Source organism: Nostoc sp. (assembly GCF_036919595.1).
Taxonomy (GTDB): domain Bacteria; phylum Cyanobacteriota; class Cyanobacteriia; order Cyanobacteriales; family Nostocaceae; genus Nostoc.
On the sequence record NZ_JBALCO010000032.1, the window covers coordinates 27,926 to 51,809 of the forward strand.

At 41.8% G+C, this 23,884-nt stretch carries 20 protein-coding genes and 2 pseudogenes; 6 read left to right on the forward strand and 16 right to left on the reverse strand.

What is annotated here, in order from left to right:
* The first annotated feature begins 68 nt into the window (after positions 1–68).
* Both V7K21_RS04185 and V7K21_RS04190 read left to right on the forward strand, forming a co-directional pair.
* Positions 69–1,709 (forward strand): peroxidase family protein, encoded by a 1,641-nt coding sequence (locus tag V7K21_RS04185; RefSeq protein ID WP_335171807.1) that lies wholly within the window; start codon positions 69–71, stop codon positions 1,707–1,709.
* 96 nt (positions 1,710–1,805) lie between these two features.
* Positions 1,806–2,987 (forward strand): catalase, encoded by a 1,182-nt coding sequence (locus V7K21_RS04190; RefSeq protein ID WP_335171810.1) that lies wholly within the window; start codon positions 1,806–1,808, stop codon positions 2,985–2,987.
* A 209-nt stretch (positions 2,988–3,196) separates the two neighbouring features.
* On the opposite strand, the gene V7K21_RS04195 is transcribed toward V7K21_RS04190, so the two are convergent.
* The 4 genes and pseudogenes from V7K21_RS04195 to V7K21_RS04210 all read right to left on the reverse strand — a co-directional run bounded on the left by V7K21_RS04195 (position 3,197) and on the right by V7K21_RS04210 (position 7,443).
* Complete coding sequence (locus V7K21_RS04195; RefSeq protein ID WP_335171813.1) at positions 3,197–3,853, reverse strand: M10 family metallopeptidase C-terminal domain-containing protein; 657 nt, start codon at positions 3,851–3,853, stop codon at positions 3,197–3,199.
* 36 nt (positions 3,854–3,889) lie between these two features.
* Positions 3,890–4,033: pseudogene (locus V7K21_RS04200) on the reverse strand (hypothetical protein); the annotation flags it as partial.
* A gap of 321 nt (positions 4,034–4,354) precedes the next feature.
* Entirely contained in the window at positions 4,355–6,262 is a 1,908-nt protein-coding gene (gene dxs / locus V7K21_RS04205) for a 1-deoxy-D-xylulose-5-phosphate synthase (protein ID WP_335171815.1), read from the reverse strand.
* A 734-nt stretch (positions 6,263–6,996) separates the two neighbouring features.
* The gene (locus V7K21_RS04210; RefSeq protein WP_335171817.1) at positions 6,997–7,443 is read right to left on the reverse strand and encodes a hypothetical protein; all 447 of its coding nucleotides are present in this window, start codon (positions 7,441–7,443) and stop codon (positions 6,997–6,999) included.
* Positions 7,444–7,712: 269 nt separating this feature from the next.
* On the opposite strand from V7K21_RS04210, the gene V7K21_RS04215 reads away from it, so the two are divergent.
* A complete protein-coding gene (locus V7K21_RS04215) occupies positions 7,713–7,883 on the forward strand; it encodes a hypothetical protein (RefSeq protein ID WP_335171820.1) in 171 nt (56 codons plus the stop codon).
* Between the two features lie 167 nt (positions 7,884–8,050).
* The gene (locus V7K21_RS04220) at positions 8,051–8,827 is read left to right on the forward strand and encodes an intradiol ring-cleavage dioxygenase (RefSeq protein WP_335171823.1); all 777 of its coding nucleotides are present in this window, start codon (positions 8,051–8,053) and stop codon (positions 8,825–8,827) included.
* 339 nt (positions 8,828–9,166) lie between these two features.
* Here the strand turns inward: V7K21_RS04220 and V7K21_RS04225 are convergent, their stop codons facing one another.
* Positions 9,167–9,628 (reverse strand): hypothetical protein, encoded by a 462-nt coding sequence (locus tag V7K21_RS04225; protein WP_335171825.1) that lies wholly within the window; start codon positions 9,626–9,628, stop codon positions 9,167–9,169.
* Positions 9,629–10,042: 414 nt separating this feature from the next.
* Complete coding sequence (locus V7K21_RS04230) at positions 10,043–10,861, reverse strand: alpha/beta fold hydrolase (RefSeq protein ID WP_335171827.1); 819 nt, start codon at positions 10,859–10,861, stop codon at positions 10,043–10,045.
* A gap of 632 nt (positions 10,862–11,493) precedes the next feature.
* On the opposite strand from V7K21_RS04230, the gene V7K21_RS04235 reads away from it, so the two are divergent.
* A complete protein-coding gene (locus V7K21_RS04235) occupies positions 11,494–11,670 on the forward strand; it encodes a hypothetical protein (RefSeq protein ID WP_335171829.1) in 177 nt (58 codons plus the stop codon).
* Positions 11,645–11,800: a hypothetical protein gene (locus V7K21_RS04240; RefSeq protein ID WP_335171851.1), complete on the forward strand. Its 156-nt coding sequence runs from the start codon at positions 11,645–11,647 to the stop codon at positions 11,798–11,800. The genes V7K21_RS04235 and V7K21_RS04240 overlap by 26 nt, the downstream gene beginning before the upstream one ends.
* On the opposite strand, the pseudogene V7K21_RS04245 reads toward V7K21_RS04240, so the two are convergent.
* The 10 genes and pseudogenes from V7K21_RS04245 to V7K21_RS04285 form a co-directional block, all read right to left on the reverse strand.
* Positions 11,780–11,938 (reverse strand): annotated as a pseudogene (locus tag V7K21_RS04245) (Uma2 family endonuclease); the annotation flags it as partial. The gene V7K21_RS04240 and the pseudogene V7K21_RS04245 sit on opposite strands and share 21 nt — an antisense overlap.
* A gap of 129 nt (positions 11,939–12,067) precedes the next feature.
* Positions 12,068–12,961: a molybdate ABC transporter substrate-binding protein gene (gene modA, locus V7K21_RS04250; RefSeq protein ID WP_335171831.1), complete on the reverse strand. Its 894-nt coding sequence runs from the start codon at positions 12,959–12,961 to the stop codon at positions 12,068–12,070.
* A 707-nt stretch (positions 12,962–13,668) separates the two neighbouring features.
* Positions 13,669–15,282, reverse strand: coding sequence for an iron uptake porin (locus V7K21_RS04255; RefSeq protein WP_335171834.1), 1,614 nt, complete (start codon positions 15,280–15,282; stop codon positions 13,669–13,671).
* Between the two features lie 128 nt (positions 15,283–15,410).
* A complete protein-coding gene (locus tag V7K21_RS30565) occupies positions 15,411–15,587 on the reverse strand; it encodes a Gfo/Idh/MocA family oxidoreductase (protein WP_442948845.1) in 177 nt (58 codons plus the stop codon).
* Positions 15,588–16,069: 482 nt separating this feature from the next.
* Positions 16,070–17,470, reverse strand: a complete 1,401-nt coding sequence (locus V7K21_RS04260) for a sugar porter family MFS transporter (protein ID WP_335171837.1) — start codon at positions 17,468–17,470, stop codon at positions 16,070–16,072.
* 156 nt (positions 17,471–17,626) lie between these two features.
* Complete coding sequence (locus V7K21_RS04265; RefSeq protein WP_335171840.1) at positions 17,627–18,625, reverse strand: ABC transporter permease subunit; 999 nt, start codon at positions 18,623–18,625, stop codon at positions 17,627–17,629.
* On the reverse strand, positions 18,622–20,178 hold the full coding sequence (locus tag V7K21_RS04270) for a sugar ABC transporter ATP-binding protein (protein ID WP_335171843.1): 1,557 nt from the start codon (positions 20,176–20,178) through the stop codon (positions 18,622–18,624). Before V7K21_RS04270 ends, V7K21_RS04265 begins: the two co-directional genes overlap by 4 nt.
* 271 nt (positions 20,179–20,449) lie before the next feature.
* The gene (locus tag V7K21_RS04275) at positions 20,450–21,502 is read right to left on the reverse strand and encodes an ABC transporter substrate-binding protein (RefSeq protein ID WP_335171845.1); all 1,053 of its coding nucleotides are present in this window, start codon (positions 21,500–21,502) and stop codon (positions 20,450–20,452) included.
* Between the two features lie 120 nt (positions 21,503–21,622).
* On the reverse strand, positions 21,623–22,636 hold the full coding sequence (locus V7K21_RS04280) for an ABC transporter substrate-binding protein (RefSeq protein ID WP_335171847.1): 1,014 nt from the start codon (positions 22,634–22,636) through the stop codon (positions 21,623–21,625).
* A 904-nt stretch (positions 22,637–23,540) separates the two neighbouring features.
* On the reverse strand, positions 23,541–23,789 hold the full coding sequence (locus V7K21_RS04285; protein ID WP_335171849.1) for an inositol oxygenase family protein: 249 nt from the start codon (positions 23,787–23,789) through the stop codon (positions 23,541–23,543).
* Between the last annotated feature and the right edge of the window lie 95 nt (positions 23,790–23,884).

The following is a 23,884-nucleotide window of genomic DNA, read 5'->3' on the forward strand; positions in this document are numbered from 1 at the left end:
CATAAATAAGTGTTATTTTCAAACAAAAGCAAGCTATTAAGTCAACAAGCGATTCTAAAGGAGAAATTATGACCGCAAAAAGAGACACATCAAGAGATGGATTTAGAAACAAACTTGAGACGGCGATTTTAACAGGCTTTAAACCAGTTTGGAACTTTATTCAAAGCAACCCAGGTCTTGCTAGAAAAGTAAACAAAACTCTTACTAACAATGCCATTTTAAAAATTCCGACTCGTCCATATCCGTTTAGTACAATGTCTCCCTATACATCCTGGGATTCGTTGATTGATCGAACATATTCGGGACTCCAACTACCACCTCTAGATTGGAAACCCTTGACTAATGAAAACTATATCGGTATTAATTTAACACCTGCGGAAAAGTTTGAGAAAAATCTGCCGCCGATTCAAGATTTGGAGATTTTGTATCGCAAAACTGGGGAAACGAAATACTCGCCTAAATCCTCTCTAATTTTCCCCTATTTTGTTCAATGGTTTACAGATAGCTTTCTTAGAACCGATCGCCACGAGCCACGTAGGAATAATTCTAACCACCACATCGATATGTGCAATGTCTATGGGTTAAATCCAAAGATTACACATTTGCTGCGATCGGATGAAGGCGGTAAGTTAAAAAGCCAAATTATTAATGGGGAAGAATATCCTCCCTTTTATTATGACGAAGATGGAAAACCCAAAGAAGAATTTAGAGGTTTGCCCCATCTTTACACCGATGAGTCCACCCCAAAAGCAGAAACATTTCCTCTAGAAAAGAAACAGAAGTTGTTTGCGATGGGGTTGGAAGTAGAACGAGCAAACGTGCAAATCGGCTATGTCATGCTGAATGTTCTTTCCTTAAGGGAACATAATCGCGTGTGCGATCTATTGGCAAAAAATTATCCAACTTGGGACGATGAACGCCTTTTTCAAACGGCAAGAAATATTGTCATGGCTGAATTTCTCAAAATTGTTTTAGAAGATTACATCAACCACATAACTCCTTATCACTTTCAATTTTTCACTGATCCGCTAGCGTTCACTGATGAAAAGTGGTATCGCCATAATTGGATGTCGGTGGAATTTAGTTTGGTCTATCGTTGGCATAGTATGTTACCCGATACTTTAATGTATAACGGGCAAAAGCTTCCCATGCCTGCCTCAATGTGGAACAACGACATGATTATTAACAAGGGATTAGGAGCCATCTTTGAAGAAAGTTGTTCTCAACCCGCAGCACAACTGAGTTTATTCAACACGCCTGAATTTCTCATTCCCACTGAAATAGCTAGTATTCGCATGGGTCGTGAGGCAAAATTAAGAAGCTATAACGATTATCGGGAATTATGCAAGTATCCCCGTATAACCAACTTCAATCAGATTAGTAGCGATGAAAAAGTCCAAAAACAACTGCAACGATTGTATGGTCATGTAGACAATATTGAGTTGTATGTAGGACTCTACGCAGAAGATTTACGACAAAATTCAGCTTTACCACCCTTAGTCGGACGACTAATAGGAATTGATGCCTTTTCTCAAGCGTTTACTAATCCTCTACTAGCAGAAAATGTCTTTAACCCAGAAACATTTTCACCAGTAGGTTGGGAGGAGATTCAGAATACAAAAACCCTCTCCCAAGTAGTGCATCGCAATATTCCTCAAGGGAAAAAGTATAGAGTTTCTTTTTATCGCCAAAATTGGCAGCCAGTTTGATTACCTAATGAATTGTGGTATGTTACAAGTGATGAAACACACCCTACTTGTTAAAGACACATAAAGTATTTTCTAATTAATCCTACTTTTAAAAAAATGAAACTTTTTACCGAGTATCCAGAAAAAGACGAAGCCAAATATTGCGATCGCATGAGTGAGCTAGTCAAAAAGAACATGGAGAATCTTTACGGAGGTGAGAAGAAAAAAACTGCAAAGAGAGATACCCACTCTAAAACTAACGCTGCTGTACAAGGAACTCTAGAAATCTTTGACTTTGATGAAGCAGCAATTAAGCAAGAATTGAGCAAACGCACCTCATTAACTGAAGCTCAACTTCAAGCCATTTCCCTAAAACAAGGTTTATTTGCCAAACCGAAACAATATCCAGTTTGGCTACGATTTGCAAATGGTGCGTTTTCTGTAAAGAATGATTATGAAGGAGATACGCGCTCCATGTCCGTAAAAGTGGTTGGGGTAGAAGGAGAAAGACTACCACAAAGTCACGAGTTAAAAACCCAAGATATTATTACCCACAATACCGAATTCTTTTTTGTTAGAACCATCAAAGACTTCCACAGCTTTTTCTTGACGGTTTATCGAGCAGGGCTGTTTCCGCTTTTTAAGCTATTGGTGCTTTTATGGCTAAAGTCGCATCCCTACGAATCCACACTTCTAAAAAACAGTTTCAAACGCTTTCCCAAAAGTTTGCTCACAGAACGCTATTGGAGTGCTTCAGCGTATTCTTTGGGACTCAAATCTGATTTTGATCCATCACAACCAGGTCGAATTCCTGTGGAATATCCGGTTGTGATTAAATATGGATTTACTCCAGTTTCCAGTCAACCACCTCATCAACAACTTCCTCTTGAGTCCAGACCAGAAAGTGAGCTTCAGCGTGCCAAAGCTTCAGGTTCAGAGGACAATTACTACCGAGAAGATATTATTAAAGCTTTAGCAAAGCCTGATGCTGAATATTGTTGGGACTTTCAAATCCAATTTCAAACTAGCCCAGAGATGTCAATTGATGATACCACCATTGTTTGGAATGAAAAAGAATCACCCTTCTTTACAGTTGGTCGCCTAACAGTTAAGCATCAGCAGGTTAATTCTTCCAAAGAAAATGACTTTGGGGAAAATCTCAGTTTTTCTCCTGGGAATGGTTTAGCAGTGCATCGTCCTGTCGGTGCGATTAATCGGTTACGCAGCATTGTTTATCCTATCGTTGCTGATGACCGTCACAAAAAACGAGGAGTTAAATACCAGGAACCAACTGTCTGACTTTTCACACGAATTATTAACTATAAATAAGCTTCTTTTTCTTTGTACCTTTGCGCCTTTGCGTGAGGCTAATTCATATTTTCAATCAGCAACGCTGATTGAACTGGGTACTGGGAAAATTTGTATGAGCGAAACCTAACTCCCTAGCCCCTATCTGAAGCAAAGAGGGGTTGAGGGAGAGGTTCTTCTAAGATTACTGAATTGGTATTCTAGGCAATCAGGCTGAAATTGCTACTATTCAAAGTAATATTAGGATTGCCTAAACGGGCAAACTCAAATACTGTTCCCGTACCTAGAAGATTGCCATCCAGATTATAGAATAGGCTGCCACTACTTTGGCTGAAGACAATATGTGCATTATTAGCATTGACAAATTGATTGTTAGTGACAACTGCAAAGTCAGTTAAAGCTTGACCCACGCTATTAGTAACAGCATTAAAGGTGGTCTTACTCAGCACAATCTGGTCTTGTCCCGCTTCAAACTGAGTGATGCTATCAACACCTAAGCTTGTGCTAAAAACCCCGTTACTTTGGAACTGATATTTATCCTTCCCAGTTCCACCAGTGAGAATATCATTGCCCAGTCCTCCCAAGAGTTGGTCATCACCATTACCTCCCTGAAGCGTGTCATTTCCGTCACCGCCAATCAGATTGTTATTCAGTGTATTACCAGTGAGAGTGTCATTGCCTGTGCCACCCGTTGCATTTTCGATCACGTTGTTGGCAGAGAGAATGAGTTTGAGATTGCTATTAACCGTTTGCGAGGTGATTACACCTAGATTTAGGTTTACGGCAACTGTAGTACCGCTAAAGTTAATAGTATCAGTACCGCCTGTTGTGGTTTCTATAATTGTGTCGGTTCCCAAAGCACTATTAGCTACAAAAGAATAGGTATCGTTCCCTGCTAACCCTTGCAGTTGGTCATTTCCGCCACCACCAATCAGAGTGTTACTCAGTGCATTACCAGTCAGACGGTCATTGCCTGTGCCACCCGTTGCATTTTCGATCGCGTTGTTGGCAGAGAGAATGAGTTGGAGATAATCAATCTATTTGAACAAAGTACGACGAAATACGGGGTTAAACTTTACTTGTTTAACCCATGAAAACTATAAAGCGATCGCTTGCTACTGAATTGATACTGCTATTGAATTGATAGTATAATTAGTCTAATAATTAACTAAATTAAGTATACAGATAATGGAAAAATAAAAATAAATTTCAGTAATTATTTAATACTTGATCATTTTCGGTAATTAACTAAGGTTTAACCGAACATGATATTTTTAATATTAAACTTGCCGTTTTCACAAGCAAATCGCCCACACCTGAATAACAAGTATGGGCGATTCATTACTACAAAAAATTAACTAAACAACAGCAGATACTTGCTGCTTAAAGTAAGCTTGCAAAACTCTCTCTGCTATTTGATGGCTAGTTAAACCTAATTCTGTCTTAGATTCATTGGGTTCAGCATGATCTACCAATACATCTGGTACACCGAATCGCTTGACAGGAACTAGAATATCTGCATCTAACAAGGCTTCAGCGATCGCACTACCAAAGCCACCCATGACACAGCCTTCCTCCAAGGTGATGACGCGGCCAATTTTCTTAGCTAAAGGCAAAATCAACTCAGTATCCAAAGGTTTAACAAAACGGGCATTAATTACAGTTGCTTCAATGCCGTGTTCGCTGAGAATTTCCGCAGCTTGCATTCCTGGATAAACCATTGTGCCATAGGCGACGATTAACACGTCATCGCCTGTACGCAGAATCTCGCCTTTGCCGATTTCCAAAGGTTCCCAACCTTCCTCCATCAAGGGAACGCCGTAGCCATTGCCACGAGGGTAGCGCATTGCGATCGGGCCACTAGTATGGTTAACACCAGTTACTACCATACGTTGGAGTTCTGCTTCGTCTTTAGGTGCCATCATTACCATGTTGGGAATGCAACGCAGATAAGCGATGTCATACATACCCTGGTGGGTGGGGCCATCAGATCCGACAATTCCTGCCCTATCCAAGCAGAAAAAGACTGGAAGGTTTTGGATGCAGACATCATGAATTATCTGGTCATAGGCGCGTTGCAGGAAGGTAGAATAAATGGCGGCGATGGGGCGCATCCCTTCGGTTGCAAGTCCCGCTGCTAGAGTAATAGCGTGTTGTTCAGCAATCCCGACATCAATATATTGATTGGGTAGTTTTGCTTGAAGTTTATCTAAACCTGTCCCCGTTGCCATAGCCGCAGTAATCCCAATGATTTTGGGGTTTTGTTCGGCAAGTTTCACCAGAGTGTGAGAAAAGACTTTGGCATAAGCCGGGGGTTTGGGTTTACTGGAAGGAATGGCTTTGCCAGTTGCTACGCTGAAGGGGCTTTGGGCGTGGTAGCCAACTTGATCTAGTTCGGCAATTTCATAGCCTTTGCCCTTGACTGTCGCTACATGTACCAAAACTGGGCCTGGTATTTGATGTGCCTGTTGAAAAGTGGCAATCAATTCTTCTAGATTATGCCCATCCACTGGTCCAATATAGGTAAAGCCGAGTTCTTCAAAAACTGCACCTACCTTGGGAACAGCCAAGCGTTTCATACCTTCTTTGATGCGTCCGAGTTCCGGAGACAGGGATTCGCCAACGAAGGGAATTTGCTTAAACTGTTCCTCAAGATTATCTTTAATAAATTGCACCGGTTGGCTGAGGCGCATTTTGTTCAGATAGCGGGGAATCGCGCCGACGTTGGGAGATATAGACATGTCGTTGTCGTTGAGAACAACCAACAGGTTAGTTTTCGGCAAGTGTCCGGCATGGTTGATGGCTTCTAAAGCCATACCCCCAGTCAGCGCCCCATCGCCAATAACAGCAACGGCTTTAAATTTTTCCCCTTTCAAGTCTCGCGCTAAAGCCATGCCCAATGCCGCTGAAATACTTGTAGAAGCATGTCCAGCTCCAAAGTGGTCAAACTTATTTTCACAGCGTTTGAGATAACCCGCAACTCCGTCTTTTTGTCTAAGGGTATGGAAGCGATCGTAGCGTCCTGTAAGCAGTTTGTGGGGATAAGCCTGGTGTCCTACATCCCAAATCACTTTATCCCGATCTAAGTCCAGTGTCTGGTAAAGTCCTAGTGTTAATTCTACAACACCCAACCCTGGCCCCAAGTGTCCACCATTAACTGCTACGGTTTGGAGATGCTTATCTCGAATCTGACGGGCAATCTGTTGCAGTTGGCGAACAGATAAACCGTGCAACTGGTTAGGATGGGTGATTTCGCTCAGATGCATATTATAGGGTTTTCCTCTCTAAATTCAGGTTTTCGGTATTTTGATTTTCCCACGGCCGGGTTATCCACATAATCAGACTCTTATATTGTTACTAAGTTGTAGTGGAAAGTATAACTTCGTAATTGATGATGGTGAAAAATTTGTGACCCATTAACAATTCGTCAAAATAAGGTTGCAATTAGCTAAATCTATAGCACATTTGTCAATAAGTAATGCTACTTAAAAAGAATTTTAGGTTGTATAAAAAACCAAGCGTTTTAGGAGCATTCTGCGGAAATTTCTCAACTAGATCATTCATTTTTGTCTTTTCAAGTTAGTACAAAAGAAAGCTAAATATCTCATTTATAACTTTATAATCAGCATAATTGCTGCTAAATATTTAGCAATTATTTCTTCTCTTCTTCGGTAACAGCAGCTAATTTTATCAGCGATCGCCAGTTCATCTGAGTAACAAAATATGTATATAAATTTACTCAAAATCTTCTAATTAAGTCAGTATTTGTTTAGTAAAATAATCTTTCTAAATTAATTAGAAATTTTGTCTTACTTCTTGCATAATTAGCGAATAAAATGACGATAGCTATCACAGCACAGAGTGTATAAATTAATTTATAAAATAAATTTAGACTTTCCTAAATTATTTGTGAACAACAAGATTTCCGACTTCTCTAAGAAGTCGGAAATCTAAGCCTTTTGATTTGAACGAAATCAAATAAGATTGCTATATCTATTCTCTATTTCCCGAAAGCATCCTTGATATTCTCAACAGCACGTTCAACTACATTCTTTGTGTTATCTACTGCTTCTTTAGTGCGAGCCGAATCTTCATCTGCTCTTTTCTGAATTGTAGCTGCATCTTTCTTGGCTTTGCGCTCAGCAAAACTACCATTGTCTGTTGCTTCATCAACTTTACTGGCGTTGCTCTTGGCAGCTTCCTTAACTTTATCTGCCGTATCATCAATGAAATTTTTGGCTCGTCCAGCATCTTTACTGGTTTTGTCTTTAACTTGATCGCCTGCATCGGCCGATGCAATCAAGGTTCCAGCAGGATCAGCCATTGCTGAGGTGTTTGAGAAAAACGCACCTTGCCAAACAAAAGCGATCGCTAACATACAAAACAGTGTTGTAGCCATCCAGCGTTTTACTGTAGAAACCTGTTTTGTGAAATAATTCAGTTTCATAGAATGCAATTTTCATCTGATTTAGTATCCTATTTCTACTTCATTTAGTTTATTAGCCATATCCTTCCTTAGATAGAGGTTTTTGCGTCATAAGTGGTTAAACGAATTCACTATTTTGATAGATTGAATTTTGAGTAAAGATTTTTTCGCTGAGAATCAAGGATCGAATTAAACAGTTCACAGATTTTGGACATAGACCATCGCATTTAGCTCGACTTTATCCAAAATTAAGAACTCAGTTTTCTTTATCCGGCCAAAACCCTGGCTTTTTGGCAAATACTTTTTCCCCGCCACAGATTATCGATGAAATTAAAAAAGTAAAACTACTGTCCTACAAAGGTTTTAGCGATACTGAGCCTGTTGCGAAAAAAATGGATAAAGTCGAGCTTAGAGAAAAATCAGCGATCGCTTCCAGCGGGCGGTTACGCCATCGCAACTGACTTTTTCCGGTTGGGACGCTTGCGGTTTGATTTTTTCTTCTTAAGCTTGCCGTAACGCACCCTTGTATCTTAGAAGAGTGGCGGGTTATTTAATCCACATTTATTAGTGATTAGAACTCCTGGGAAAGTATTTAATATCACCTTTAAAAAAGCATGGTGAACACAGTATGAAAAAAGATGATTGTCAAATAAGTGGTCTTCTGAGTCGAAGAAAGGCACTTGCTCTATTTAAAACAGTTGGAGCCGCAATACTTGTAGTTGGATGCATACCGATAAAGTCTAGATCCATACAAGTAAAATCGAGTGTAGCCGTCCCAGCATCATTTTCAGCCAATGGTACATTGCCTGCATGTGTCGTTACTCCAGAGCAGACCGAAGGGCCCTATTTCGTGGACGAAAAACTCAACCGCTCCGACATCCGTTCCGATCCGGGGGACGGTTCAGTCAAAGACGGCGTACCACTCCAACTGACGCTGCGGGTTTTGCATATTGGCAATACTGGCTGTACACCACGCGCAGATGCGATCGTGGATATTTGGCACTGTGATGCGCTAGGCGTTTATTCGGACGTGACAGATCCAGGTTTTAGTACCGTCGGCAAAAAGTTCCTGCGCGGCTATCAAGTGACGGACGCGAATGGAACTGTCCAGTTCACAACCAATTATCCTGGTTGGTATCAAGGTAGAACCGTCCATATCCACTTTAAGGTTCGCACAGATGCGCCATCAGCCCAGAGTTATGAGTTTACGTCGCAGCTATACTTTGATGACTCGATCACAGATCAAGTACACACCCAAACACCATACGTCAGCAAGGGACAACGCAATTTGAAGAATGCTGGAGACGGAATTTTTCAAGATGGTGGCCAACAAATGTTGCTCAAGCTTACTAAAACAAACCTTGGCTACGCAGCAACCTTTGATATTGGGCTTCAAATGGCTTAGTAACACCTGACTCTAAAAGCAAAGCTAATTTAAAATTAGCAGGTAGGTAGAGTTTTCCATGAGCAGGATGTAATTGTACACAAATACTAAGCCAATTTTAGTATCTCACAGCCAATGTATCGACCTGCAATGTTAATGCATCGACTGACAATGCTAATGTATTGATCTGCAATGTTAATGCATCGACTGACAATGACAATGTATTGGCTTACAATAGCATTGCATCAACTTACAATGCTATTGCATCGGCTTGTAATGCCAATGCATTGACTGACAACGCCAATGCATCGGCTTGTAAAAATTAACCATTTCCCGAATGCTCTCTGAGTTGCCAGCACACTATGCGATCGCATGAAATGTAGGGTTAGTGGTGATTTTTGTCAGTGCATCTGCAATAATTTTGGGATCAATAAACAGCGTTTCATGACCTCCGGGACATTCAATTAGCTCATACGTGCCAAGGCTTTGTGCCATCTTGAGATAGGTTACCGGTGGAAGCGAGCGGTCATCTTTGCAGAACAACACTGTTTGAGGGATGTTTAAGGCAAAGAAGTTATTGGTGTTGACCTTAGTATTGAAAAGAACGAATGGTTGTGGTACCAGACGACTCAGCAGTGCATTTTGTACTTCCGTTGAGTCATCTTTCATTAGAGCATTGCGAATTAAATCTTCCAAAATAGGTACGCTTTTATGAGAAGAAGCGATACTCTCGTAAGGAGTGGCTACCGCCATCGCAGCATCAATCAAAATTTGGGCGACTTCGGGGAGAAACATATCTAATTGCGAAGCACCATTTGGCAAGATAAAGGCATTGTGAAATAATACGGTTTGGTTAAGGTCCCCCCTGCGGCGACCTCTAAAGGGGGTAAAAGAAATTCATCAGCAAGCCTTTTTTAAGGGGGGATCTTCAAAATCTGGAATTTAAACTGCGATCGCCCTTGGGTTTACGCCGCCCGTGGAGACAATCACTGGTTTAAAATTAGATGGGGTTGAGAGCAACAGATAAATTTCAACATAGCTACTTCAAGCCAGACTGCCTCCTGCCTTCTTCACTAATAACTGATTACCCGGACTTGATATTAAAGACTGACAAAAAATAAACTATCCAAAATTATTTGTACATTTGTCGGGGCGCAAAGCCTTGCGCCCCAGAGACGGGATGTTTTTTTAACTGCAAGTCCCTTGGACAATCAAGCTATGCTTATGTATCACTGGTTACTTTGCAACAGCAGTCGCCGCCTGTTCGATTAGTTTGACAACCTCCTTCGGATGAGAGATAAAAGGCACATGGCTCGATTTAATCTCGGTGGTTTGGGCATTGATTCGTTTGGCCATGAATCGCTCAAGCTCAGGGTTGATGGCCCGATCTTCTTGGGCGACGAGATACCACGAGGGGATTGTCTTCCCAACGGCCTTATCCAGCGACTGATCAAATGCCGCGCTGGCTATAGGCTTTTGCGTCGCTGCCATCACTCGCGCCTCGGTTCCCGACACGTCCTTGGCGAAAACATCACGAAACTTCGCCCGATCTATGTAGAGTAAGCCTGCCGCATCAGGCACGAGGGCTGTACTGAGCAAAGGCGGTTCATATTTACTATTCAACTGCCCAATCTTTTCTCCTACATCCGGTACAAAAGCGGCGATATAGACGAGTGCTTTGACTTGAGGATTATCTACTGCGGCACCCGTAATCACCGCGCCTCCATAGGAGTGCCCAACAACGATGACCGAACCCTTTTGGGCATCAATTACCCGCTTAGTTGTGGCAACGTCTTCGGCCAGCGATAAGAGGGGATTTTGTACACCAGTGACTGTATAGCCATCCCGTTCCAAGAGCGGGATAACGTGTTGCCATCCCGTAGCATCAGCAAAAGCACCATGAACGAGAACAATAGAAGGCTTAGAGTTCGACGTCGGGGGTAATTTCTGCGAAACTGCTGATTTTGGATGGCCGATCAATAAACTGACGACAACACTAACTGCTAGTAGCAAAACTAGCAAAAACCCTTGAACTTTTTTCCATGCAAAAGTCATGGCTGCTATAACCTCTGTGATATTCTGTGATATTTTGCTCAACTGGGAAGATATCTCTAAAATTTCAAGTCACCTAAACGTTACTTGGCAAAAATATCTCGAAGCATCGTGGTTGCCTGGGCGATCACAGCCCGTGTCGCAGGTGTATCTGCGATTGCATTCAACATCACGAAATCATGAATCGTGCCAAGGTAGCGCGTTGCTGTGATTGTAACGCCTGCCTCCTTTAACTTCCGAGCGTATGCCTTGCCCTCGTCTGCTCAATGCCTGAAATGGTAGCGGTATCTACACTTGATGAACTTATAATTATCTTCTTGTACTTAATAAATTGTCCCAGAAAATGGAGGCTCGGTGCTTGTACGCTTGAAGATTATTTCAACTGGTTGGTAAGCCATGAAAACGTTAAAGTTTTAGCTTTACCAACACAAAAGGAAGAAGTAAGCTGTTGCGAACCATTAAGAGACTTCCAAGGAATAAATTACTCAACAAAAAGGAAGGGATGAGCAGCCAATGGGTGCTCATCCCTCCCGCTAGTCTATGATAATGATTATTATTGTAAATGGTGATTTTATTATTTGGAAGTCTCTTAGCCGATAACGAACAGAGAGGGATGTTTTGGCAGGGGATTCATCGTGAGCCAGTCTCGATTGCAGAGATTCGTAGAAAATGTTGTTGATCAAGTCTATCAGCAAAGCGTACTTAATCTAATTAACTCGCTGATCCGGCGATCGCTGCTCGAAAAAACAGATGGGTTATTTTTCTTGCAACCAGTTGTAATGGAATATGTCACGGAACGATTCATACTATGATTATTTAATTACGCCAGACTTGCAATTAGCGGCTGACTTGCTCAAACAAACACATTCTCAGACCTCCGGGCGAGATGGCTATGTCCAGGTTGATTTCCCTGCTGACGCATTATTGCAGCCCATCCGCTAGAAGCTCGCTTCCACGAAACAGGCTTAATTGGTACTCACCCTCAACTAGCCAATAAATCGATAGTGTGGGCTGTTTAAGATTGCCGATAAATCGCCTGCTTGCCAATGCACCGTAATCTACAATCCAATATTCCGGGATAATGAATTGCAACTATTGATTCAGGATAATCTGACTTTCTACATCACGTAAAAAGTCAGGATTATACCTGGGTTGATTCCTATTTGCAGTTATGAGTTTAATTTTGATTGAGAATACAGCCAAAAACCTTTAATCTACTGCTGCTTTAGTTCTGGCTTTGGCTTTTGCCGTTACCTTTCGCTTCATCATCAGGCCGACTATACCTACTGCTATTGAGCCACCAGTAGTCATAGGTTCGGGGATAGGCGAGAATCCAGATACCTGAAACACGCCTAACGCTTGAGAACTACCTAGAAAGGAGTTGAAGTCCCTTGCTGCGTCTGGGTTTTGAGTTTGTCTGAGTACAGCAGAGCCATAAACAATCGGAGAGTAAAGGTTGATAGGCGGAGTGTATGCAATTTTGACTTGATTAGGTAATGTTAGAGCGTCTGTGGTGTAAACAATGCCCGCATCTACAGTGTTGCTTGACACTAATGATAGTACATCACGCACATCCGAGCCGAAGACAAGATTGAGTTGCCCCGATATCCCGGAATTGGCAAATAATTGCTGGGCGAATACTCCTGCTGGAACAAACGCAGGATTACCAATAGCCACTTTATTCAGCTGTAATAGGTCTTGAACGCTTGATATAGATATGGTTGAATTTATCGGCGTGATTATAGCCAAGGTGTTGTTTAGTATATCTTGTCTGGTTTCTGGTATTAGTTTGTTGGCAGCTTGCAGACGGTCTAACGGTGCTTGGGATACTGAGAAGAAGATATCTACTGGATTTGGATTTGTTCCCGCTATGATTTGAGTAGCCAGAGTACCAGAAGCCCCAAAGGTATTCACAAAGCTGACGTCGGGGTTGCTTTGCTTGTAAAGTGCCTCAACCTGGGGTAGGGTGTCGGTCAAGCTGGCCGCAGCATAGATGTAAACCGGGCCACTAAGTGTGGCAGCTTGTGCTGGTTTAGCTTGGATTACACCAAAACCCAAAGCAATGCTAGCGGTTACAAGTGCTAATTTGTACCTTGTCTTCATAAAATATTTTTGGTAGGTTAATGTGCGAGTTACTACAACTTTTACAATTCCAAATCTTGCACCCAACATTGAAAATTTGCTTTTAAATCCTGGCAGAAAATAGGCTAGCAAGAAGTCGTAGCTGGGAAACAATTTTTGGTACTTCAGTATTTACAAGGTACTTGCACGTTCAAAAAAATGACCACATTTTGAAAGCTTCTTTATATAAAAAATACAGTAGTCTATGTACTTATACTGCTAAATAAAAGCTTGAATTACCATGAAAGTAAGTAAATGCATATGTACTGTAGGGAAATTTTTGTATAAAGTTAGGACTTACACAGTGTACAAATTAATCTTGGTATGCATTTACCATGCATAGGTCGTTTCAGGCTTTTATTAATCATTCCTTGATAGTAGACCCGCACTTTTGGGGCACAGCAATGCTTATGGGTGTCAACTTAAGCCACAATCTTCGTAAAATCTCGTTTCCATTCTCTGGCTGGAAATGCATACCCTAGCGGCTGTGCCGCCAGGAGAGGGAGGCGGAGCCTCCGAACTAGCATTCTCGTCTGAGACTTTTAACGAGGTAACGAGGCAATCTCTAAAAGCTGTTTCTAGTCAAGTTTTTAGCTTAAGTTGATACTAATGAGCATTGCTGTGCCCCTACGACAGATGTGGTTTTTCAAATCAGCACTCTGTTAATCAAGTAGATCATTCACATTCAGTTAAAAATCGAAGGTTGTGCGAATCACACCCACATACTGGGTATCATTTCTGCTATCGTTTTCCGGGTTGAGAATCACCCAAAAACCAGGAGTCACTGAAATATTATCGTTCAGTCGGTAGCGATAGAATGCTTCGATATGATAAGCGTTGTCTCGGTCTTGACGGACATCACTGTTAGAGACACGCGGTGGTATACCAAAGAGAATTCCTGGCAAGTTACCCCTACCCCCCACATCGGGAAACGACATCCCAATCGCCCCAAACCAGACATTGGCATTGTCACCATTGTTTACAAACAGAGAATCTGTTCCACCCCTACCATTGGAAATATCACTCAAACCAGAGTTCTTGGCATTTGCCCAAATATATCCACCCCAACCGTGGATTTGGAAATTCGGGGAGAAGCGATAGAATCCCTGTGCGCCTACAATGTTGTTGGAAGTAGCAATGTTGTTGCCAAAGGGAGCGTTTGACAGAGCGCTACCCGTCCCAGCGGCGATATCGACTACTCCACCAGGGCTATAGCCATGAGAGTAAGCAACACCGATCGCTCCTTGCTTACCATAATAGGCTAAGTGCGCCAGGGCATTGTAGCCGCCATCAAATAACCCGCTGCTAGCCGATGGGACATTGGGACTGCTTGCTAAATAGCCCAAGGTGAGAACGAAGTCTTTGCTAATGTTCCAGTTAGCGGCTGCACCCCCGCCACCTCGCCGGAATAAGGGACTGTATGACCCAAATAGTGAGGGAACCCCATTGCCGTCGTCAGCGATTGTGGCGGGAGTGACGGTGGTTGAAATGTCAGTGTAACCAATGCCTGTGGGCCCAACAACAAAGTTAAGAGAATCACTGACTTGGAAGTAGTAACGGATGTGGGGAACAAAAAGTGTATCGTTGCTGTCGTTGTCGAAGTTCAGGCGTGTCATTCCAGTGCCTGTGGCTGCGGCAATTTGGCTTGCACCATTGGAATTAGCAAAGTTGCCAAACTCCAACCGGACTCGCAATAAATCTTTGCCGGTGAAGCTACTCTCAAAGTTGAGACGACCCCGGTTTGCAAAGTAGATTTTGCTTTCATCGCGTTCGCCACCTACTTTATTACCAAAAGTATCACTAATGGCGGTAATAATTTGAGCATTCAGCTTAGTAGTAGTAGAAAATTGCTGTTTCTCCAGCATTGCTGTATGTGCCTCCAGCGTATCCACCCGCCCACGGAGAGTTGTCAATTCTGTCGCAAACTCTGTTTGCAATTTTTGCAGCACTACCAAATCTTCTTTCTTGACTAAATCATTAGTGCCCGCAGCAATTAATTCATTCACCCGATTTAAACAGGCATTTAAACCAGCTGCAAACTCGTAACGGCTCAAAGCACGGTTGCCACGATAGGTTGCGTCAGGATAACCTGCAATACAACCATAACGTTCAACCAGTGATTGCAATGCCTGGAATGCCCAATCACTCGGTCTAATATCAGAAAATTGGGAAACAGAATTGACTTGTCCCTCCAAATTACTATTAGCATCTGCTGCATTAGAATTATCTTCTGGAGGTGCTGCCCAAACGGCTGGAACTGCAAAAAATAGGATAAAAAAGCTATTAACAAGAATTTTGATCATTGACTTATTACTTGAAAATGGTTGAATTATGACTTTGTAACGAAAGAGATTACACTCGAACGAAAGCTTCCAGGTTATAAGCTAACCAAGATGAAAGTTACATATTTTGAGTTTAAATTTTAAGTTACTTAAAGCAACGCTATGACTGTTGGCTCATTGCTGCTTTTAATAGCCGCTTCTATAATCTGCATTACATTAATTCCATCTTCGGCAGTAACAGCAATTGGCTGATTATTAACGATTGATTTGTATACTGCATCGTAATAATATAAATAACTGTCCTGTGAACTTATTACTTTTTTAATTTTTTACCTGTTTTTGTACCAATTCTTTCAGTTACATATTTATTCAATTACTTTGCAGTCATCAGTTGTGAAGAAGGCAGAAAGCAGGAGGTTGGAATTTATCATAAACTTATTGGGTTTAAGACCCCAACCATACACATAACACCAGTTTCAGTCGGAGTTTAAATCCTCGTCTGAAAATATCTAAAATGTTTGAATGCGTAAATTTTGAATTTTGAATTGTTAACTGTTGCTTTTAACCCCATCTAATCCCAAATCAATTCTTTGTGAAACTGTACAAAATCAAGCTTGGTGAAACAAGGGGCTTAAGCCCCTTGTTGTATGGAACCTCACAGGTAATCTGTATAAGGCTTAAAACTATTTGCCAAAATCATTTTTTTTAACGTAGACGCAAAGCGGCTTCCCGCAGGGTACCACAGAGGCGCAGAGAACACAGAGATCCGAATTATGAATTACGCCAAGCGGTACTAGATGGATGCCAATTACATATCTTCTAACTCGATTCCTTTGGTTTCCTTGATAAAAAAGAGAATGAAAAAGAATGAAGTAGCCGCCGCAATTGTATAGAGTCCATAGGCAGAACCTAAACCGAAATATTGCAGTATGGGAGGAAATGTTGTGGAAATGAGGAAATTGGCAACCCATTGCATTGCAGCAGCAATCGAAAGTGCGGCGGCTCGAATTTTGTTATTAAACATTTCTCCCAACAGCACCCAAACCACTGGCCCCCAGGAGAAACCGAAGCAAAATACATAGAGGTTGGCGGCGATGAGAGCTATAGTCCCGGCGCTTCCGGTAAGATTGGGGTTCCCAGCAGCATCGAGGGGAGCATTGGCAAAAAGATAAGCCATCGTCCCCAAGGTAATGGTCATGCCGATTGACCCGATTATGAGTAAGGGCTTGCGGCCAAATTTATCCACAAAGGCGATCGCAATCAGTGTTGTAATAATGTTGACGGCTCCTGTAATCACCGTTATTGATAGGGAATCTTTTTCGGAAAACCCGACTGCCCGCCACAAAACACTGCTGTAATAGAAGATTACATTAATCCCAACAAATTGCTGTAATACAGATAAGCCTATTCCTATCCAAACAATTGGCAGGAGTCCGCCACTTCTGCTTAAGAGGTCAGAAAAGCTGGGTTGGCGTTCGCGAAGCACTGTCTGCCGAATTTCTTCGATTTTTGGCAGCACATCACCCCCTAAAATCTTGGTCAAAACGTTAGCAGCTTCTGGTTCCCGTCCTTTGGCAACTAAGTAACGGGGGGATTCAGGAATTGTTAAAGCCACCATTCCATAGAATACTGCTGGCGGGACTGCTGTCCAAAACATCCAGCGCCAAGCTGCAACTCCAAACAAAAACGGCGAGTCTGCTGAACCTGCTGATACAGCGATAAAGTAGTCGCTCAATAAGGCAACGAAAATTCCGACTACGATCGCTAATTGTTGCAGAGATCCTAACCTTCCCCGCAAATGGGTAGGAGAACATTCGGCAATGTAAGCCGGCGCGATGACGCTAGCAACGCCGATACCAATCCCACCCAATAATCGCCAAAAGATAAAATCCCAGATAGTGAAGGCCATCCCAGAGCCAATGGCACTGATAGTAAACAACGCCGAAGCGACTACCATTGCGTTGACTCGACCATAACGGTCTGCAATCTGTCCGGCAAAAAAGGCTCCTACCGCAGACCCCAGCAACGCTAGGGATACTGCCAGCCCAGTCAGCCAACTATTGATGTTAAAAGCTTTTGATATAGATGAAACTGCGCCGTTGATTACAGCAGTATCAAAACCGAACAGAAAGCCGCCGAGGGCAGCAGCACCAGCAATCAAAATCACATAAAACGTGTTGGATTTACGACGAACAGTGGTAGAAGACATAGTTTATATATTGGGGATAAGGGGTAATGGGGATTGGGGGGCAGGAGAGTAGAAACCAAAGGCTCATTAATGGAGTTCAAAGGCTCATTAATGGAGTTCAAAGACTCATCCTCTATTCTCAATGCCCAATGCCCAATTCCCAAAGACTTTGATTTTTTACCGTCTGGAACGTCTGCGTAACCGATCAATCGTTACTGCCAAAATAATTACTAGTCCTTTGACGACTAGTTGCCAGAAGTAAGATAGGTTCAACAGAGTTAAACCGTTGTTGAGAATAGCAATGATTAATGCACCTAGAAGTGTGCCGCCTATGGTACCAATACCGCCTGTGAAGCTGGTTCCACCAAGAATAACAGCTGCGATCGCATCTAATTCGTAACCAGTACCGACGATGCCACTAGCACTATAAAGACGGCTGGCACTCATGATTCCTGCTAAACCTGCCAGTAATCCACTAATACCATAGACGAATAACAAGACACGATTAACTTTAATCCCAGTTAATCGGGCAGCCCGCTCGTTACCACCGACGGCGTATATCTGCACTCCTAAAACAGTTTGCCGCAGCACAAACCAGCTAGCGATTACAGTCAGTAGTGCAATGATTACTAGCCACGGCAGAGGCCCGACATAACTATTACCCACCCAAGCAAAATTTATGTCACGGTTAATCACCGTTGTTCCCTTGGCAACTAAAAAGGCAACACCTCGCAAGGCTGTAAGTGAACCCAAGGTAACAATAAAAGGTGGTACATCCAAAAAGGTAATGAGAGCGCCGTTGAGTAAGCCTAAAAGTAATCCTGCTAGCAAGGCAGCAGGCACAGCCGCCCAACTTAAAGCTGGCAGTAGCGATACTAGCAGGGCAACTACGGCAGAAACAGCTAAGATTGACCCAACTGAAAGGTCAATACCGCCGGTGAGAATTACAAAGGTCATTCCTGTCGCCAGCACAATATTGATTGATGCCTGACGCAAGATATTAACAATGTTACCGCCTGTGAGGAAGTTGGGAGAAAAGAATGCAAATAAGATGCAGATAATTACTAAGATTGGCAGAATACCCGCAACTTCCAACAGAGTGCTGATTGATTTTCGGTTGGGGGATGCGGGATTGTTGGCTAATTTATTGGCTGGCGGTCTGACTGTGTGACTCATAATGCTGATACCTCCGATGCTCCAGTTGCATAATGCATAATCTTTTCTTGGGTGATTTCTTTGCCAAGACTGCCATCCAGTTCGCCTACCAATTGTCCTTCTCGCATCACTAAGACGCGATCGCTCATACCAACAATCTCTGATAGTTCGCTGGAAACCATTAAAATAGCAACACCTTGCGCTGCTAATTCGCTCATAATTCGGTAAATTTCGCTTTTAGCACCGATATCTACGCCGCGTGTCGGCTCATCTAACATCAGTACTCTGGGTTTAATGGCTAACCAACGCGCTAACAGTAGCTTCTGCTGATTACCACCAGAAAGATCGAGCGCTCTAATTTCTAAATTGGCTAGGCGGATATTAAAGTTTTCTACCGCCTCTGTTGACAGCCGATTCACTGAAGCCCAGTTAACAATTCCAGCTTTTGCATCCTGCTTAAGTGTATTGATGGCAATATTCTTGCGGGAACTCATCTCCAGAAATAAACCTTGGTCTTTCCGGTCTTCGGGGACATAGCCAATTCCCGCAGCAATGGCATCACTGGGTGTATTAATTTCCAGTTTTTTGCCATTCAAGAATACTTCACCACTGGCCTTACGGTCAGCACCAAAAATCAGCCGGGATAGTTCTGTGCGTCCTGCACCAACCAGCCCTGCTAAACCGAGAATTTCTCCAGCATGAAGTTCAAAACTAGCCGCCTCAACCTTGTTACGCGTATCACTCATATTTCTGACTGACAGCACGACGGGGCCAGGATTCATTTGCCGTTGATGTTCGTAAAAGTCTTGCATGGAGCGACCGACCATCATCTGCACCAATCGCTGGGGAGAAATTTCACTGCGTGTAAGACTGCCAATATATTGACCATCGCGGAGGACGCTGATGCGGTCAGCTAAGGCATAGATTTCTTCCATGCGATGGCTGATGTAAATAATCGCAATACCATCACTCCGTAGTTTGCGAATTACCTCAAACAAATGGTCACTCTCGCGGTCAGACAGGGCTGCTGTTGGTTCATCCATCACCAAAACGCGGCTTTTGTCTTTTAATGCTCTGGCAATTTCTACTTGCTGCTGTTCTGCGATCGACAAAGTACCAACTACAGTCTGCGCTGTAAAATTGGCTCCAAGGCTTTCCAGCACTTGCTCTGCTTCCAGGTGCATCCCTTTGCGGTCTAAAAACTGACCTCGCCGCAACTCGCTACCCATAAACATATTTTCGGTAACGGTTAAATTAGGTGCAACATTTAGTTCTTGATAAATAAGATTAATACCCGCTTTACGGGCTGTCGCCGGATCAGTAATTTTCAGGGGTTGACCATTGATGCGAATTTCTCCTTCATCGGCAATGTAAGCCCCAGCCAGGATTTTCATCAATGTGCTTTTGCCTGCTCCATTTTCACCCATGAGGGCGTGAACTTCTCCTGGATAAATCGTGAGATTAACATTTTGGAGCGCAGATACACCATGAAATCGTTTCGTAATCCCTTGCATTTCTAATACAGGGGTGGTGATTGGTGCATCAGCAAATGAGGTTTCAATACTTGTTGTCATCAGCAGTTCCTCTAAAAACAATTTAAAATTTGTAATTGTGAGTTAGAAATCAATCAACTCAAAAATAATCTGAAATTGAAATCATCACAAAATCATGTTTTAAAACCGACCATTATCTGGGAAACTTGTAAACGTCGTCTTCCAATATTTAGAAATTTTCTCAGATGCACATATATACATCATCAGTATGTGCAAAAGGTCTGTCAATGCAGCAAAAGACTCAACTCAGATTAGAAATAATTTTTAATTGCAAATTCACAATTTTTATTATTTACCAGCCTTTTTCTGTGCTGACATTCTCTTTTGTGATCAACTTAACTGGAATCAGAATGGTAGGTGACTCAGGTTTTTTACCATTTAAGATGTCGTTGCCAACTTGAACTGCTTTTTGGGCCATTCCTCGTGGATTTTGAGTAGCAGTTGCGGCATAGAAACCATCTTTAGCTGCGATCGCAGTGATTGCTTCTGGCGCACCATCAACCCCGACAATAAAGAAATCTTTACGTCGTGCTTGCTTTGCTGCTAGTTCTGCGCCAACTCCACTCGGATCGTTAATGGCAAAAACAGCATCAATCTTCGGAAAGGTTGTGAGCAAATCAGTCATAACTCTAAGTCCTCCATCCCGACTACCGTCTGCATTCTGGTTTTTAGAGAGGATTTTGATATCGGGATATTTAGACAATACATTCTCGCAGCCACTAACTCGCTGAATCACCGAGTCCACTGGCGGCCCATTAACTATTACTACATTGCCTTTACCTTTGAGGCGGTCAGCAATATATTTGCAACTAACTTCTCCAGCTTGGATATTATTAGTAGTGATAGTGGCATCCACACCTCCCTCTGCACCTGTATCTACAGCAATGACAATTCTACCTGCTTGTTTTGCTTTTTGAACTATTGGTCTAATTCCACTTTTGTCAGCAGCATTTAGAACAATGATATCAGTATTCGCAGCCGTAAAATTTTCAATTTGATTGGCTTGTTGGTTGAGGTCATAGGCACTGGAAGCTACAATAACGGTGACATCTTTTCCGCCAATTCTCTTCGCTTCTGCCTCAACTGCTTGTCCCATAACGACAAAGAAAGGGTTACTTAGATCGCCAACGGTGAAGCCAACCGCTCGTAATTTTCTATTCCCAGTGGCAGTTTTAATTTCTGCACTAATATTGGTAGCAGGTTTAATATCAGTGTTAGTAGCAGTGTTGCCATCGGGAGAACTATTTGTACAGCCGACAAGGTTACCACTGATGATACCTAGTATGCTAGCTGCAATTACGCGAAGCGCAACACCAGAGGTAAACGCAATCTTTTTCACATTCATATATCTCCTAAAAGTTATTCTTACTTACACCAAATTTAGAAACGATGTATTGTTAAAAAAACAGAGTAAAGTATTCTAACCCTCCTGTACCAAGCCTTTTGTGCGTGTTGTAATTACGAATTACCAGCCTTTGTAGCTGCTAAGGTTCTCTCTAGTAACCAACTTGACTGGAATCATAATCTCAGATGACTCAGGTTTTTTACCCTGAATGATATCGTTGCCAATCTGAACCGCTTTTTGAGCCATTTCTGCAGGATTTTGAGCAGCAGTTGCAGCAAATACACCATCTTTGTCTTCCATTGCTTTGGTTGCATCTGGCGATCCGTCAACCCCAACAATAAAAAATTCATTGCGTCTTGCTTGTCTAGCTGCTAAATCTGCACCCACACCGCTTTGATCGTTGGTAGCAAAAACAGCGTCAATTTTGGGAAAGGTTGTGAGCAAATCACTCATAACTCTCAGTCCTCCATCCCTAGTCCCTTCGGCGTTTAGCTCTTTAGAGATGAGTTTGATATCAGGATACTTGGACAATGACTTCTCGCAGCCACTCACTCGCTGATTGATTGAGTCCATCGGAGTCCCGTTGAGGATGACTACACTACCTTGACCTTTGAGGCGATCGGCAATATATTGGCAAGCAACTTCTCCAGCTTGGGTATTGTTGGAACTAATCATCGCATCCACATCTGCATCAACGGCTGAATCTACCGCAATCACAACCTTACCTGCAAACCTTGCTTGGTCTATCACTGGCTTAACTCCTTTTTTGTCAACAGCGCTGAGGATAATTAGGTCAGTATTCGCAGCAGTAAAATTTTCAATTTGGTTAGTTTGTTGGTTCAGGTCAAAGCCACTGGAAACCGCATTAACTCTGATATTCCCCCCAATTTCCTGGGCTTCTGTCTCAGTTCCCTTCTGCACTGCATTATAGAACGGGTTACCCAAGTCACCAAGAGCAACGCCGATTGTTTGCAATTTTCTATTTGGATTACTAACTTGACTCTCTAAACTAGTGTTGGTAGCAGTGTTAGTAACAGTATTACTAACAGTGTTGTTATTTTGAACGCCATTTGTACAACCAATAACAGCAAAACTTAATATGCAAACTATGAGTGAAATTCTCTTGATATTCATCTATTTATAACAACGGATTTAAATTTTAAAAAGGTTAGCAAGATATAAATTTGCAAGTTATCATAATATTAGCTAGGTCTTAAAACTTTATATCTAACCTAGCATTACTACTATTTTTGGTAATTTAAACTCCTCTCAAACGTCTTATAATGTGACGTGATTGGCGTTTGCGCTATTAGTCTCTCTAAATTAGATGTTTTTTTTTAAAGCAAAACTATGAGCGCTATACTACATTAAAAAATCACATTTTTTTTGTGAAAATACATTTGAAATAAGTAGACTAAAAACAGGTTCTCAATAAAAATTTTAGCACCTTATATCATTTAACTGCGAATTTGTATTTTGTTTTACATCCTTTAGTTTAACCTGCATCATTACAAATATGATCCCAGTTTATCGAACTTTACAAAACAAATAAAACTCTTCTATATCTATATAACTCAAGCTTTTTTTAGAGTATTTGCCACAAATAAGTAGCTTTCATCAGAGCTATGCTTTAAAAAAGTTAATATATTTTACTCAAGTTGAATTGATAAAACTTAATACCATAAAAGGAAAATATTTATTTTTAAATCTATCTTTTAGGGGTAGAAAGTTATAGACTATCACCATATATAAAAATCCTGTTGCCTTATTTTCAGAGTTGACTTAAATATGCTTATCAAGTACGCTAAGTTGTTATACTAAGTAGCCATTAGTCTTGTTATATCTCGACCAATTCTTTGGATAGAGTCAGAATGAACACCAAACATGTCATTCTCGACCCATTACTGCTGTTGTCAATATGTGAAAGAACAGGCGTGATCAGTATTATGGAAAAATAATCGCAATCTCCACAACCCCCATCAGTTATAATATCTGTAAAGGATTTTTTAAATTATTTGCCTTTGCTATTAGCAGAAATTTATAATTTTAAGGTTGAGGGGAAATATTTAGCCATTAAATCTTCATAATAAGGCTTTAAATTTTGCCAATCAGGAGGATTAGGGTTCTTTGAATACAAATCGTAGGGATTGAATAACTTAACCCATTTAAACATTTTTTGATCATGTTTATCCATCAAATATTCGTAAGCATTTTCGCGATGTTGAGGATAAAATGAGTGATAGCGGAGGATGTACAATGCAGATTCGGGCAAATAGTTTTTCATCATATAATAGACCTCTTGCAAAATAAGTTTTATGTTATGGTGGGGGTTTGGAATTTTGAGACAGCTAAACTTAACTCGTAGTTGTAAATTGCTGCGAG

Coding starts and splice junctions, on each gene's coding strand:
- V7K21_RS04255 (WP_335171834.1), bottom strand. CDS start 15,282: ATGATCAAAATTCTTGTTAATAGCTTTTTTATCCTATTTTTTGCAGTT.
- V7K21_RS04280 (WP_335171847.1), bottom strand. CDS start 22,636: ATGAATATCAAGAGAATTTCACTCATAGTTTGCATATTAAGTTTTGCT.
- V7K21_RS04240 (WP_335171851.1), top strand. CDS start 11,645: ATGTCACGGAACGATTCATACTATGATTATTTAATTACGCCAGACTTG.
- V7K21_RS04190 (WP_335171810.1), top strand. CDS start 1,806: ATGAAACTTTTTACCGAGTATCCAGAAAAAGACGAAGCCAAATATTGC.
- V7K21_RS04220 (WP_335171823.1), top strand. CDS start 8,051: ATGAAAAAAGATGATTGTCAAATAAGTGGTCTTCTGAGTCGAAGAAAG.
- V7K21_RS04210 (WP_335171817.1), bottom strand. CDS start 7,443: ATGAAACTGAATTATTTCACAAAACAGGTTTCTACAGTAAAACGCTGG.
- V7K21_RS04230 (WP_335171827.1), bottom strand. CDS start 10,861: ATGACTTTTGCATGGAAAAAAGTTCAAGGGTTTTTGCTAGTTTTGCTA.
- V7K21_RS04185 (WP_335171807.1), top strand. CDS start 69: ATGACCGCAAAAAGAGACACATCAAGAGATGGATTTAGAAACAAACTT.
- V7K21_RS04260 (WP_335171837.1), bottom strand. CDS start 17,470: ATGTCTTCTACCACTGTTCGTCGTAAATCCAACACGTTTTATGTGATT.
- V7K21_RS04285 (WP_335171849.1), bottom strand. CDS start 23,789: ATGATGAAAAACTATTTGCCCGAATCTGCATTGTACATCCTCCGCTAT.
- V7K21_RS04275 (WP_335171845.1), bottom strand. CDS start 21,502: ATGAATGTGAAAAAGATTGCGTTTACCTCTGGTGTTGCGCTTCGCGTA.
- V7K21_RS04265 (WP_335171840.1), bottom strand. CDS start 18,625: ATGAGTCACACAGTCAGACCGCCAGCCAATAAATTAGCCAACAATCCC.
- modA (WP_335171831.1), bottom strand. CDS start 12,961: ATGAAGACAAGGTACAAATTAGCACTTGTAACCGCTAGCATTGCTTTG.
- V7K21_RS04270 (WP_335171843.1), bottom strand. CDS start 20,178: ATGACAACAAGTATTGAAACCTCATTTGCTGATGCACCAATCACCACC.
- dxs (WP_335171815.1), bottom strand. CDS start 6,262: ATGCATCTGAGCGAAATCACCCATCCTAACCAGTTGCACGGTTTATCT.